This window comes from Streptomyces sp. NPDC088745 (assembly GCF_044751045.1).
GTDB lineage: Bacteria > Actinomycetota > Actinomycetes > Streptomycetales > Streptomycetaceae > Streptomyces > Streptomyces cremeus.
Genome location: NZ_JBIVLB010000002.1, coordinates 493,928 through 506,805, shown reverse-complemented (window position 1 = coordinate 506,805; position 12,878 = coordinate 493,928). Strand labels below are relative to the sequence as shown.

Annotated in this window: 11 protein-coding genes; 5 read left to right on the top strand and 6 right to left on the bottom strand. The window is 72.1% G+C overall.

The window, feature by feature from the left end; genetic code table 11:
- Positions 1-376 precede the first annotated feature (376 nt).
- Positions 377-850, top strand: a complete 474-nt coding sequence (locus ACIP93_RS06880) for a phospholipase (RefSeq protein WP_401756479.1) — start codon at positions 377-379, stop codon at positions 848-850.
- A gap of 36 nt (positions 851-886) precedes the next feature.
- On the opposite strand, the gene ACIP93_RS06875 is transcribed toward ACIP93_RS06880, so the two are convergent.
- A complete protein-coding gene (locus ACIP93_RS06875; RefSeq protein WP_401756477.1) occupies positions 887-1,516 on the bottom strand; it encodes a TetR family transcriptional regulator in 630 nt (209 codons plus the stop codon).
- A 369-nt stretch (positions 1,517-1,885) separates the two neighbouring features.
- Complete coding sequence (locus ACIP93_RS06870) at positions 1,886-2,560, bottom strand: hemolysin III family protein (protein ID WP_401756475.1); 675 nt, start codon at positions 2,558-2,560, stop codon at positions 1,886-1,888.
- 256 nt (positions 2,561-2,816) lie between these two features.
- Here ACIP93_RS06870 and ACIP93_RS06865 point away from each other — a divergent pair, with 256 nt between their 5' ends.
- Positions 2,817-4,649 (top strand): phosphoenolpyruvate carboxykinase (GTP), encoded by a 1,833-nt coding sequence (locus ACIP93_RS06865; RefSeq protein WP_401756473.1) that lies wholly within the window; start codon positions 2,817-2,819, stop codon positions 4,647-4,649.
- Positions 4,650-4,918: 269 nt separating this feature from the next.
- On the opposite strand, the gene ACIP93_RS06860 is transcribed toward ACIP93_RS06865, so the two are convergent.
- The 4 genes from ACIP93_RS06860 to ACIP93_RS06845 form a co-directional block, all read right to left on the bottom strand.
- A complete protein-coding gene (locus ACIP93_RS06860; RefSeq protein ID WP_345228714.1) occupies positions 4,919-5,305 on the bottom strand; it encodes a hypothetical protein in 387 nt (128 codons plus the stop codon).
- Positions 5,306-5,403: 98 nt separating this feature from the next.
- Positions 5,404-6,615: a pyridoxal phosphate-dependent aminotransferase gene (locus ACIP93_RS06855; RefSeq protein ID WP_401756471.1), complete on the bottom strand. Its 1,212-nt coding sequence runs from the start codon at positions 6,613-6,615 to the stop codon at positions 5,404-5,406.
- Between the two features lie 234 nt (positions 6,616-6,849).
- Complete coding sequence (locus ACIP93_RS06850; RefSeq protein ID WP_401756469.1) at positions 6,850-8,454, bottom strand: amidohydrolase family protein; 1,605 nt, start codon at positions 8,452-8,454, stop codon at positions 6,850-6,852.
- 14 nt (positions 8,455-8,468) lie between these two features.
- The gene (locus tag ACIP93_RS06845; protein WP_401756467.1) at positions 8,469-9,773 is read right to left on the bottom strand and encodes an amino acid deaminase; all 1,305 of its coding nucleotides are present in this window, start codon (positions 9,771-9,773) and stop codon (positions 8,469-8,471) included.
- A gap of 192 nt (positions 9,774-9,965) precedes the next feature.
- Here ACIP93_RS06845 and ACIP93_RS06840 point away from each other — a divergent pair, with 192 nt between their 5' ends.
- The 3 genes from ACIP93_RS06840 (at position 9,966) to ACIP93_RS06830 (ending at position 12,181) form a co-directional block, all read left to right on the top strand.
- Positions 9,966-10,946, top strand: a complete 981-nt coding sequence (locus tag ACIP93_RS06840) for a sugar kinase (protein ID WP_401757015.1) — start codon at positions 9,966-9,968, stop codon at positions 10,944-10,946.
- Positions 10,943-11,704: an IclR family transcriptional regulator gene (locus ACIP93_RS06835; protein WP_345228709.1), complete on the top strand. Its 762-nt coding sequence runs from the start codon at positions 10,943-10,945 to the stop codon at positions 11,702-11,704. The genes ACIP93_RS06840 and ACIP93_RS06835 overlap by 4 nt, the downstream gene beginning before the upstream one ends.
- A 63-nt stretch (positions 11,705-11,767) precedes the next feature.
- Positions 11,768-12,181, top strand: coding sequence for a RidA family protein (locus ACIP93_RS06830; protein WP_401756465.1), 414 nt, complete (start codon positions 11,768-11,770; stop codon positions 12,179-12,181).
- Positions 12,182-12,878: the final 697 nt, after the last annotated feature.

The following is a 12,878-nucleotide window of genomic DNA, read 5'->3' as shown; positions in this document are numbered from 1 at the left end:
TCGCCGTCCACGGGAGGGTGATCGTGCCCCACACCGACAGCAGACCCGGCGCCTTCGCGTCCCGAGCAGGCTGAGGGCCGCGACCGGCAGTCCGAGGGCCCCGCCGACCACCACGACCACCAGCGCCTCCCCGGCGACCAGCCGCAGCATCCCTCACCAAGCCCGGCCTGCCCCCGGGCGACGGCACCCACCGCCGCGTCCTGGCGGTGCCGGCCTGCCCGCGCTCATGGGGAGCCCGGGACCGCCCGAGCCCGATCCGGCGCCCGGCCCGGCGGACACGGCCGCCGTGCGCGTCTGCCGCAGCTCAGCGCAATACGCTCTGCCCGCTCCCGCGACTCCGCCCGAGCGATCAGCGTGCTTCCCCGGAGGACTCCCCATGCGTCGCCGTACCGCAGCCCGCACCGCAGCCATGTCCCTGGCCGCCGTCGCCCTCGCCCTGTCCGCGGCGCCGCTGCCCGCCGCGGCGGCGGCCGCCCCCGCAGCCGCCCTCGACAAGAAGGCCGTCCTCAGCGCCTGGACCCAGACCAGTGCGGGCAGCGCCCAGGCCTTCCACGCGGCCCGCGCCAACCAGCGGGCCTGGAGCTCCTACCGCTTCGACTGGTCCACCGACTACTGCACGACGTCGCCGGACAACCCCCTCGGCTTCCCCTTCTCCGCGTCCTGCGCCCGCCACGACTTCGGCTACCGCAACTACACGGCGGCCGGCACCTTCCGCAGCAACAAGGCCCGGCTGGACGACGCCTTCCTCGCCGACCTCAAGCGCGTCTGCGCGGCCTACTCCGGTGCGAAGAAGGTCTCCTGCCACACCACCGCCCGGATCTACTACCAGGCGGTCGACAAGCTCGGCTGATCCCGCCCCCGGCGCTTCCTGCCCCAGGAGGGGGGCTCAGCCGTCGATACGGGCGAGGCCCCCCTCGAACGTCCGCAGCATCCGGTCGACCAGTTCCACCAGATCGTCCCGCTGCCCGCGCTCGGCCCAGTACAGCGTCGTCTCCAGCACGGCGGCCAGCAGCCCGGTGGCGAAGATCCGTACCTCCAGCTCGCCCGCGTCCCGCCCGGTCCGCTCCGCGACCACCCGGCACAGCATGCGACTGGTGACGCCCGCGCTCTCCACCATCCGGGCCCGTACGGCGGGCACCTCCAGCATCAGCCGGGTGCGCAGCAGCACCTCGTCCGGCTGCTCGTCCAGCGAGCGGCGCATCGCCCCGGTCACCACGGCCCGCACCGACTCCAGCAGCGGTTCGTCCCGTGGGCGCTGCCGCAGCGCGCCCTCCAGCACCGGGTCGTACTCCTCGGTGAGGACGATGTCCTCCTTCACCGGGAAGTACCGGAGCACGGTGCTCGGCGAGACCTCCGCCTCCTCGGCGATCTGCTCGACCGTCGTGGCGTCCCAGCCCCGGGCGGACACCAGGCGGAAAGTCGCCCGGCGGATCTCCCGACGCGTCCTGATCTTCTTGCGTTCGCGCAGGCCGGGGCGGGTGTCGGGAGTGACGGACGGGGTGCGTGGGGCGGCCATGGCGCCATTGTCGGCCATCTTCCGCCCGGGGGCGGATCTGTGACGGCCGGGGGCATTGTCAGTGCCGCATGTCACCGTGTGTCGTGGGTAGCCGAACTGTCCGTGAAACGACGACAGATGTGCGGAGTGATAGAGGGAGGGAGCGGCATGAGAAGAAGCGTGAACGTGCTGACCGCGGTGATGGCGGTGCTGTGCGTGCTGGCTTTTCTGGCCCTGGGAGCGGTGGCGGTCGTCGGGGTCGTGCTGGTGTCCGTCGGGGTGCTGGTCTGGCAGGTGGCCGCGGCGTCGAGACCGCGGCCACTGCGGCTGCACCGGCCGGGGGCCGGCCCGTCCCCGGCGCCGGCTTCGGGGGCGGCTTCGGGACCGGGCCTAATAGGCCACCAGCGAGATCGCCGTGTAGTGCGCGGCGAAGGCGGCGAGGGTGAGGGAGTGGAAGACCTCATGGAAGCCGAACCACGCAGGTGACGGGTTGGGGCGCTTGAGGCCGTAGATCACGCCACCCGCGCTGTAGAGCAGCCCGCCGGTGATCACCAGCACCAGCACCGCCACCCCGCCGGAGTGCAGGAAGTCCGGCAGGAAGAAGACGGCGGCCCAGCCCATGGCGATGTAGCACGGGGTGTAGAGCCAGCGCGGGGCGCCGACCCAGAAGACCCGGAAGGCGATGCCCGCGGCGGCCGCCGACCAGATGGCCCACAGCAGGGTGGTGCCGGTGGACTCGGGCAGCAGCAGGACGGTGAGCGGGGTGTAGGTGCCCGCGATGATCAGGAAGATGTTCGCGTGGTCGAGGCGGCGCAGCACCGCCTCGCCCCACCGGCCCCAGGTGCCCCGGTGGTAGACGGCGCTGACCCCGAAGAGCATGCACGCCGTCAGCACGAAGACCGTGCAGGCGACGCGGGCCCGGGTGGAGTCGGCGAGGGCGATCAGCGCGATGCCCGCGACCAGTACGGCGGGGAACATGCCGGCGTGCAGCCAGCCGCGCATTCTCGGCTTTATGGGGGGCGGGTCGATTTCGGTGACCTGGTCGGGCACGGCATGCGACGTCATGCCCCGAATGCTACCTACGGTTCCGTAAGTTCTGGCTCCGGGTGGTCATGTTCACGTAAGTGGCACTTGCGGGGAGTGGCGATGCTCACGTGTGCGGCCCCCTGGACAGATGGGCGGAGTGCCTGGATGATCAAATGAGTGCGGTCGGCACCGGATGAGCGCCAGAGGGACTGAGCTCGACCAAGAACGTGTGAAGCATCCGGGTCGCAGCCCCCACGGGGCAACAAACCACAGAACCCCTCATCAAGGAGCAATCGTGGCGCGCGACATCGCGGCTCCCACCACCGTCCCCACCCACCACCAGGAGCTGATCTCCTGGGTAGACGAGATCGCAGCCCTCACCGAGCCCGACCGTGTCGTGTGGTGCGACGGTTCCGAGGCCGAGTACGAGCGGCTCTGCGAGGAGCTCGTCGCCAAGGGCACGTTTCTGAAGCTCGACGAGGTCAAGCGCCCGAACTCCTACTACGCCGCCTCCGACCCCTCCGACGTCGCCCGGGTGGAGGACCGCACCTTCATCTGCTCCGCGAAGGAGGAGGACGCGGGCCCGACGAACCACTGGAAGGCCCCCGCCGAGATGCGGGAGATCTTCCAGGGCAAGGACGGCCGAGAGGGCATCTTCCGCGGCTCCATGCGCGGCCGCACGATGTACGTCGTCCCCTTCTGCATGGGCCCGGTCGGCTCGCCGCTGTCCGCGATCGGCGTCGAGATCACCGACTCGGCGTACGTCGCCGTCTCGATGTGCACGATGACCCGCATGGGCCGGCCCGTCCTGGACGAGCTGGGCGACGACGGCTTCTTCGTGAAGGCCGTGCACACCCTCGGCGCCCCCCTCCAGGAGGGCGAGGCCGACGTCCCGTGGCCGTGCAACACCACCAAGTACATCTCGCACTTCCCCGAGGACCGCGAGATCTGGTCCTACGGCTCGGGCTACGGCGGCAACGCCCTGCTCGGCAAGAAGTGCTACGCCCTGCGCATCGCGTCCGTCATGGCGCGCGACGAGGGCTGGCTCGCCGAGCACATGCTGATCCTCAAGCTCACGCCCCCGCAGGGCGAGTCCAAGTACGTGGCCGCCGCCTTCCCGTCCGCCTGCGGCAAGACCAACCTCGCCATGCTGGAGCCCACGATCTCCGGCTGGACCGTGGAGACCGTCGGCGACGACATCGCCTGGATGCGCTTCGGCGAGGACGGCCGGCTGTACGCGATCAACCCGGAGGCCGGCTTCTTCGGCGTCGCGCCGGGCACCGGCGAGCACACCAACGCCAACGCCATGAAGACCCTCTGGGGCAACTCCGTCTTCACCAACGTCGCCCTCACCGACGACGGCGACGTGTGGTGGGAGGGCATGACCGAGGAGGCCCCGGCCCACCTCACGGACTGGAAGGGCAACGACTGGACCCCCGAGTCCGGCACGCCCGCCGCCCACCCCAACGCCCGCTTCACCGTCCCCGCCGCCCAGTGCCCGACGATCGCGCCGGAGTGGGAGGACCCCAAGGGCGTGCCGATCTCGGCGATCCTCTTCGGCGGCCGCCGCGCCACCGCCGTCCCGCTGGTCACCGAGTCCTTCAACTGGCAGCACGGCGTCTTCCTCGGGGCCAACGTCGCCTCCGAGAAGACCGCCGCCGCCGAGGGCAAGGTCGGCGAGCTGCGCCGCGACCCGTTCGCCATGCTGCCGTTCTGCGGCTACAACATGGGCGACTACATGAACCACTGGGTCAAGGTCGGCGCCGACAAGGACCAGGCCAAGCTCCCGAAGATCTACTACGTGAACTGGTTCCGCAAGGACGACGCGGGCAGGTTCGTGTGGCCCGGCTTCGGCGAGAACAGCCGCGTCCTGAAGTGGATCGTCGAGCGCCTCGACGGCAAGGCCGAGGGCGTCGAGACCCCGATCGGCGTCCTGCCGACCAAGGAGGCCCTCGACACGGACGGCCTGGACCTCCCCGAGGCCGACCTCGACTTCCTCCTGACGGTGGACAAGGAGGCCTGGCGCGAGGAGGCCGCCCTGGTCCCCGAGCACCTGAACACCTTCGGCGACCACGCGCCCAAGGAACTGTGGGACGAGTACCGCGCGCTGGTCGAGCGCCTGGGCTAGTCCCCCCGACACGTGGTCGGAGCCGGCCTGTTCCCCGGCTCCGGCCCGCTCCGCACCCGTCCCTCCGGGGTGCACGAACACCCCGGAGGGACGGGTGCGGAAGCCGCACTCGGATCGTCACGACACCGCCCTGACCAGTGGGATCCCCGACCGAGACGCGGCGAAGGCCCCCGGTGCCGTTCCAGGCGCCGGGGGCCGAACTCATGCCCTCCGCAACGGAGTTGGTGGCACCCGGTCCACGGGCCTCCGCGGCCGTGGACCGGGGCCGATCAGAGGCTGACCGGGGAGCTGTCAGCGGTGGCCGCCGTGTGCGCGTCCATGCGCTCGGCGGCGAGGATCGCGGCGGCGGTGTCCGCGCGCGAGGCGGCGACCACCAGCGCGCGGCCCGCGAGGGCGTGCGCGCGGCGGTGCAGGGCGGCCGGGTTCTCCCGGCGGTGCCCGGCGTGCCGGGCGGGCGGGGCGCCGCGCAGCCGGGCCACCTGGACGGCGATCCGGTCGGCGGCCGCGTCGAGGCCGAGTTCGTCGGTCACGGCGAGGAGGGCGGAGAGGTGCCCGGCGAGCTGGATGTCCAGCTCCTCCTCACGGGAGCGGTGCGGGAAGCGGGCGTCGTCGTCGGCCATGGAGTGGACCGACTTGGTGCGGATCGGTTCGTACATGACGGATGGCCTCCTGCGTCGAGCGTCAGGAGACCATCCTAGCTTGGATTCAGTCTAAAGTTGGCCCCGGTAGAGAAAGGCTCGGCAAAGCCGCGGCGTCACGGCTGGCCGTAGCCGTCCAGGAAGTTCCCGATCCGGGTCACCGCGTCCGCGAGGTCCTTGGTGTTCGGCAGCGTCACGATCCGGAAGTGGTCGGGCTCCGGCCAGTTGAACCCGGTCCCGTGCACCACCATGATCTTCTCGGCCCGCAGCAGGTCCAGCACCATCTGCCGGTCGTCCTTGATCTTGTAGACCTTCGGGTCCAGCCGCGGGAAGAGGTACAGCGCCCCCTTCGGCTTCACGCAGGTCACGCCCGGAATCCGGGTGAGCAGCTCGTACGCGGTGTTCCGCTGCTCCAGGATGCGTCCGCCCGGCAGCACCAGGTCGTCGATCGACTGCCGGCCGCCCAGCGCGGTGGCCACCGCGTGCTGCGAGGGCATGTTCGCGCACAGCCGCATGTTGGCGAGGATCGTCAGCCCCTCGATGTACGAGGAGGCGTGCGCCTTCGGGCCGCACACCGCCATCCACCCGCTGCGGTATCCCGCCACCCGGTAGTTCTTGGAGAGCCCGTTGAAGGTGAGGACCATCAGGTCGGGGGCGATCACGGCGGTCGGGGTGTGCGTCGCGCCGTCGTACAGGATCCGGTCGTAGATCTCGTCCGAGCAGACGACGAGGTTGTGCCGCCGGGCGATCTCGGTCAGGCCCCGCAGCATCTCGTCGTCGTACACCGCCCCCGTCGGGTTGTTCGGGTTGATGACGACGAGGGCCTTCGTCCGGTCGGTGATCTTCCGCTCGATGTCCGCGAGGTCGGGCATCCAGTCGGCCTGTTCGTCGCACCGGTAGTGCACGGCCGTACCGCCCGCGAGGGAGACCGAGGCGGTCCACAGCGGGTAGTCGGGGGCCGGGACGAGCACCTCGTCGCCGTCGTCCAGCAGGGCCTGCATCGACATCTGGATCAGCTCGGAGACCCCGTTGCCGAGGTAGACGTCCTCGACGTCGAGGTCGATGCCCTTGGTCTGGTAGTGCTGCATCACCGCGCGCCGCGCGGACAGCAGGCCCTTCGCGTCGCCGTATCCGTGCGCGCTGCCGAGATTGCGGAGGACGTCCTCCAGGATCTCCGGCGGGCACTCGAACCCGAACGCCGCCGGGTTGCCGGTGTTGAGCTTGAGAATGCGGTGTCCGGCCGCCTCCAGCCGCATCGCCTCCTCAAGGACCGGACCCCGGATCTCGTAACAGACATTGGCGAGCTTCGTTGACTGGATCACCTGCATGACGGCGAGCTTACGGGCGAGTACGCCGCCGTGCGCGCGAATACGCGCGCCCGCGCCGAAGGAGTGCCCGCGCCCGCCGCCCCGCCCTTCGTCGCGTCTTCCATCGCAAAGCGGACCCCCGCCGCCGCCCGTCCAAACGAGGGCCCCGCCCGCCCGCGGCCCCCGCATCCGCAGGCCGGGTGTCCTTCGTCACCCCGCCCGCCGCACCGCGGCGACACGTTCGCCCCGGCGTCCTCAGCGCCGCCCGGCGGTGCGCCGTACGGACCGCCCCGCCAGCACGGAGGTCCGCTTGCCGTCCTCGATCACGAACCGCCCGTCGATCAGTACGTGCGGAATGCCGACCGGCAGGGTGCGCGGCGCGTCGAAGGTCGAACCCGCCGCCACGGTCGCCGGGTCGAAGAGCACCAGGTCCGCCCGGTACCCCTCCCGGACCAGGCCCCGGTCGGGCAGGCGCAGCCGGGCCGCGGGGCGCGAGGTGAGGTGGGCGACGGTCTCCTCCAGGGAGAGGACGCCCAGCTCCCGCGCGTAGTGGCCGAGGTAGTGCGGAAAGGTGCCGTAGGCGCGCGGATGCGGTTTGTACCCCTGGAGGATGCCGTCGCTGCCGCCGGTGTGCACGCGGTGGCGCATGATGGCGCGGACGTTCTCCTCGTGCCCGACGTGCTGGAGGATCGTCGAGCCGAGCCGGTCGTTGATGAGCAGCCGCCGCGCGGTCGTCCAGGGGGCCTCGCCGCGCTGGGCGGCCGCCGCGGCGATCGTCTTGCCGACGCAGCCCGCCAGGCCGGGGTCCGAGACGCCGGAGACCTCGATGGTGTCCCACTCGATGGGCACCCCGTGGCAGCCGTCCGCGCCGACCACCTCCAGGTGGTGGCGGATCCGCTCAGCCGTGGCGTCGTCCCTGAGCCGCGCCAGGATCGCGTCCGGCCCGCCCTCGCCCGCCCAGCTCGGCAGCATCGCGACGAGCGTGGTGCAGCCGGGGGTGTACGGATAGGTGTCGAGGCTGATGTCGGCCCCGTCGGCGAGCGCCGCGTCCAGGAGGGCCAGCAGGTCGGGGGCCCGGCCCTTGTTCACGCCGAAGTTCATGGTGGCGTGCGCCAGGTGCAGGGCGCAGCCCGCGTTGCGGGTCAGCTCCACCATCTCGGCGTACGCCTCGAGGGCCCCGGCGCCGTACGAGCGGTGGTGGGGGCAGTAGTAGCCGTCGTACGAGGCGACCACCCGGCACAGTTCGGTCAGCTCGGCGTCGTCGGCGTACATGCCGGGCGTGTAGGTGAGCCCGGAGGACATGCCGACCGCGCCCTGCTCCAGGCCCTCGGCGACCAACTGCCGCATGCGGTCGAGCTGCCGGGGCGTGGCGGGCCGGTCGTCCCAGCCGACGGCGTGCATCCGGACCGTGCCCTGGGGGACGAGGTACGCCGCGTTGACCGCGATGCCCCGGTCCAGCCGGTCGAGGTACTCGCCCACCGACCGCCAGTCGAAGTCGACGGTCGTGTCCCCGGGCGCGCCGCCGTTCCACCCGGTGATCGCGGTGCGGACGGCGGCCAGCGTGCGGTCGTCCACGGGCGCGTACGACAGCCCGTCCTGCCCGAGCACCTCCAGCGTGACGCCCTGCGCGGCCTTCGCGCTGTGGTCGGGGTCGCGCAGGAGGGCGAGGTCGGAGTGGGCGTGCATGTCGATGAAGCCGGGACTGAGGGCGAGCCCGTCGGCGTCCAGGACCCGGGCGCCGGTGAGGCGCTGGTCCCGGGAGACGTCGGTGATGCGGCCCGCGGTGATGCCGACGTCGGCGCGGTAGGACGCGCCGCCCGAGCCGTCGATCACCCGGGCGCCGCGTATGACGAGATCCATGGAAGGCGGCCCTCTCAGAAGAACGTGCGGACGAACTCGACGACCGTGCCGTCGGCCTCCACCACCGGGATGAGCTGCCACTTGTCGAAGATCGTGCACGGGTGGGACATGCCGAGCCCCACCCAGTCCCCGACCTCCAGCCGCGCCCCGGCGTCGGTGCTCAGCCAGCCGTGCTGGTCGGAGAGACCGGTGACGGTGACGCCGGTCGCGGGCCGGACGACGCCGTCCCGCGCGGACCGTACGACCTGGGCCTCGGGCAGGTGCAGGTCGTACGCCGCGTCCCGCTTGCCCGCGTTGACGAAGGCCTGCGCGGACGTCGGCCGGGACACGACCTGTGCCCACAGCCGGAAGGCGGGCTGCAACCGCCCCTCGTCCGGCACCCGGTTGAAGGGGGTCAGCTCCTTGTAGTGTCCGTCGTCGTGCGAGACGTAGGCGCCCGAGCGCAGCAACTTCAGTACGGGGAGGGAGAGTTCGGGGATCTCCGCGAACACGTCGGCGACCGCGTCGAACCAGGCGCTGCCGCCCGCGCTGACGACGATCCCGTCGAGGCCCTCGCCGAACCGCCCGGCCCGGTCGAACTCCACGGCCAGCGTGACCAGTTCGCGCAGCCAGGAGCGCACCCGCTCGCCGTCCGCCTTCGGCACCTCGCCCTCGTACCCGGCGACGCCGACCAGCCGCAGCGTGCCGGTCGCGGCCACCGCGTCGGCGACCCGCGCACAGTCCGCCGGGGTGCGCGCTCCGGTACGGGCGCCCTCGCCCGCGCCCAGCTCCACCACCACGTCCACCGGCCGGGAGCCGCCGGCCGCGCGCAGCGCCTCGTCCATCAGCTCGACGCCGCGCACGGAGTCGACGTAACAGATGAAGGCGAAGGCGGGGTCGGCCTCCAGTTCGGCGGAGACCCAGCACAGGGCGGCGGCGTCGACGAGTTCGTTGGCCAGGAAGATCCGCCGGATGCCGTAGGCGCGGTAGACCCTGGCCTGGTGGGGGACGGCGGCGGTGATGCCCCAGGCGCCGCGCTCCAACTGCCGCTGGAAGAGCTGCGGCGACATGGAGGTCTTGCCGTGCGGGGCGAAGGCGAGACCGTGGCGCTCGGCGTACGTCTCCAGGAGCGCGAGGTTGTGGGCCAGCGACTCGGCGGAGAGGGCGAGCAGGGGAGTGGTGAAGCCGCCGTCGAAGACGTTGCGGCGCTGGGCGGCCAGCTCGCCGACGGTCAGCCCGGCGGCCTCGGCGTCCGGCGGAAGGGCCTTGAAGCGGTGGCTGACGGGCTCGTTCGCGAGCTCCCGTACCTCCGGCGTCATCTGATCGGCCTCGGCTCCCATGGGGCTCCTCCCTCCGGACGTTGCATGTTGTGCAACGCCCATTGCGTATATCGCTCACCGATGTCTAACATCCGAGCCGTGTCCGCACAACAGTCAGGTTCAGGTTCCAGGATCGCCGTCGGCGACGTCAGCGCTCGGGCCGACGGCACCGCCGGCGATCGGGTCTGCGACGTCGTCTGCCTCGGCGAGTCCATGGTCACCTTCCTCCCCTCCCGCCCCGGCCGGCTTGCCGACGTGCCGTCCTTCGGACGCACCATCGGCGGCGCCGAGTCCAATGTGGCCTGCGCGCTCGCCCTCGCCGGCCACGGCGCGAAGTGGGTCAGCAGGGTCGGCGCGGACGGTTTCGGCACGCATCTGATCGAGGCGATCGGGGCGTACGGGGTGGACGTGACGGATGTGGTGCGGGACCCGGAGCGCCCGACGGGCGTCTACTTCCGCACCGCCGACGACCGGGACGACGCCACCCACGAGGTCGCCTACTACCGGGCCGGTTCCGCCGCCTCCGCGATGTCGCCGGACACGGTGGCGCGCTCCGCCCTCTTCGGGGGACGGGTGCTGCACCTGTCGGGCATCACGGCCGCGCTGTCGGCGGACTGCCTGGCGCTGATGCGCGAACTGTGCGCGGCGGGGGAGGGGCGTCCGCTGCTGTCCTTCGACGTCAACCACCGCCCGGGGCTGTGGAGTTCACCGGCCGACGGCGGGCCCGTGCTGCTGGAGCTGGCACGCGGGGCGGACATCGTCTTCGTCGGCGAGGACGAGGCGGCCGCCGCCTGGGGAGTACGGGGCGGACCGCGCGCCGTGCGCGAGGCCCTGCCCGAACCGGACCTGCTGGTCGTCAAGCGGGGCGCGGCGGGGGCGACCGTCTTCGCCGGGGGCGAGGCGCACTCCGTACCGGCTCCGACGGTCGAGGTGGTCGCGCCCGTCGGGGCGGGGGACGCCTTCGCCGCCGGGTTCCTGTCCGCGACGCTGCGCGGGCTCGACGTACCGCTGCGGCTGCGGCACGGGCACCTCACGGCGGCCGCCGCGCTGACCGTGCCGGGCGACGTGGCCGAGGTGCCCGCGCGGGAGCTGGCCGACACGCTGGCCGCACTGGACGCCGACGCCTGGGAGAGACTTCGTCTCGGCCCCGGGTGGACCGGGGCGGGGGCGCACGTGGAGGTACGTACCGCATGAGTCAGACAGTCGACCGGGCGCTGAGCATTCTGCCGCTGCTCGCGCAGGGGCCCGCCGACCTCGGGCAGGTCGCCGAACGGCTCGGCGTGCACAAGTCCACCGCCCTGCGGCTGCTGCGCACCCTGCACGAGCACGGCCTCGTCCACCGGCAGCAGGACCAGCGCTACCGGCTCGGGGCGCGGCTGTTCGCGCTCGCGCAGGAGGCGGTCGAGAACCTGGACGTCCGGGACATCGCGCATCCGTACCTCAAGGAGCTCAACGACGAGTGCGGGCACACCGTCCACCTCGCGGTGCGCGAGGAGGGCGAGGTGCTCTACATCGACAAGGTCGAGAGCCGCTATCCGGTACGGATGTACTCGCGGATCGGGAAGCCGGTGGCGATCACGGTCGCCGCGGTGGCGAAGCTGCTGCTCGCCGACCTCCCCGAGGGGGAGCGGCGGGAGATCGCCGAGAAGCTGGAGTACCCGCAGTACACGGCCCGCTCGACCCCCAACGCCTTCGCCTTCCTCCGCGAGCTGGCGCTCGTACGGGAACAGGGCTGGGCCACCGACCTCGGGGGACACGAGGAATCCATCAACTGCGTCGGCGCACCGATCAGGGGCGCGGACGGCAAGGTCGTCGCGGCGATGTCGGTGTCCGCACCGAACGTCGTCGTCACGCGGGAGGAGCTGCTCACGCTGCTGCCGCTGGTGCGCCGGACGGCGGAGGCGATCAGTCGCGAGTACTCCGGTACGGGCGACGCCCCACGACCCGCGTAGGGCGCATCGCGCCCCCGCACACCACCCCACCTTCGTCACTTCGTCTGGTTAGGAAGCAATCCCATGGCTGACAAGCTCGAAAAGACCGCGATCACCCCGTCGACGCACACGGCTCCGCCCGCGAGGTTCTCGCACGGGGTGCGCAAGGGGAACCTGCTCCAGGTGGCGGGTCAGGTCGGCTTCCTCCCGGCGGTGGAGGGCCAGGCGCCGACGCCGGCCGGGCCGACGCTGCGGGAGCAGACCCTCCAGACGTTCGCCAACGTCAAGGCGATCCTGGAGGAGGGAGGGGCGTCCTGGGAGGACGTGATCATGATGCGGGTCTACCTCACGGACGTGGACCACTTCGCGGAGATGAACGCGATCTACAACGAGTACTTCGCCGATCTGAAGGAGGCGCCGTCGGCCCGGACGACGGTCTATGTCGGCCTGCCGGCCGGCCTCCTCATCGAGATCGACGCGCTCGCGGTCCTGGGCTGAGCCCTCCCCGAACACGCCACGGGGAATGTGCGGTCCCGCCTCTCCTCTCCTCTCCTCTCCTCCCCTCCCGCCGTGCCGGCGTGGCGGCTGCGCCCGTGACGGGGTGTACGTCCTGTGCGGGCGCGCCGTGAGGGGGTGCACGTCCCGTGCGGGTGTGTCGTGGCTGGTCGCGCAGTTCCCCGCGCCCCTGATGGCGTGCCCTTCGGGCAGCCGTCCCCTGCCGCTCCCACCCCCTTGAGCACCTCCACCCCCTTGAGCGCCCCCGCCCCTTAGGCGCCCCCGTCCCCTTGGGCGACGGGGCCGCCCCAAGGGGGCGAGGGGGGTACCCCCTGCTCGAGCGAAGCCGAGAGCTTGGGGGAGGGCGGGCAAGGGGGCGGCCCCTCCCGCTCCCGGCCCACCCGGGTGGCCCCCCACGCGAGCGCCTGTGCCGGGCTCACGACCTCGCCGAGGCCGTGAGCCCAGCCCCGGCACCGGCCCACGCCGCCCCGTTCTGCCCAGGCAGAAGAGGCCCCTGCCCCGCCCCTTTCCCTAAAGCGCTCGCCGCGCGGCTGCCTCCGGTTCCCGTGCGGATGCGTCGTGGTTGCTCGCGCAGTTCCCCGCGCCCCTGACGGGGCGTGCCCGCGCGGCGCAGCCGCACAGTGACACAGCCCCGCGCAGTGACACAGCTTCGGGCCCCCCGTGGGGCACGGAAATCCCC

Excerpts from the sequence above, each read along its gene's own strand:
- ACIP93_RS06835 (WP_345228709.1), top strand. The coding sequence starts at position 10,943 with ATGAGTCAGACAGTCGACCGGGCGCTGAGCATTCTGCCGCTGCTCGCG.
- ACIP93_RS06850 (WP_401756469.1), bottom strand. The coding sequence starts at position 8,454 with ATGGATCTCGTCATACGCGGCGCCCGGGTGATCGACGGCTCGGGCGGC.
- ACIP93_RS06845 (WP_401756467.1), bottom strand. The coding sequence starts at position 9,773 with ATGGGAGCCGAGGCCGATCAGATGACGCCGGAGGTACGGGAGCTCGCG.
- ACIP93_RS06830 (WP_401756465.1), top strand. The coding sequence starts at position 11,768 with ATGGCTGACAAGCTCGAAAAGACCGCGATCACCCCGTCGACGCACACG.
- ACIP93_RS06870 (WP_401756475.1), bottom strand. The coding sequence starts at position 2,560 with ATGACGTCGCATGCCGTGCCCGACCAGGTCACCGAAATCGACCCGCCC.
- ACIP93_RS06880 (WP_401756479.1), top strand. The coding sequence starts at position 377 with ATGCGTCGCCGTACCGCAGCCCGCACCGCAGCCATGTCCCTGGCCGCC.
- ACIP93_RS06860 (WP_345228714.1), bottom strand. The coding sequence starts at position 5,305 with ATGTACGAACCGATCCGCACCAAGTCGGTCCACTCCATGGCCGACGAC.
- ACIP93_RS06875 (WP_401756477.1), bottom strand. The coding sequence starts at position 1,516 with ATGGCCGCCCCACGCACCCCGTCCGTCACTCCCGACACCCGCCCCGGC.
- ACIP93_RS06840 (WP_401757015.1), top strand. The coding sequence starts at position 9,966 with ATGGTCACCTTCCTCCCCTCCCGCCCCGGCCGGCTTGCCGACGTGCCG.
- ACIP93_RS06855 (WP_401756471.1), bottom strand. The coding sequence starts at position 6,615 with ATGCAGGTGATCCAGTCAACGAAGCTCGCCAATGTCTGTTACGAGATC.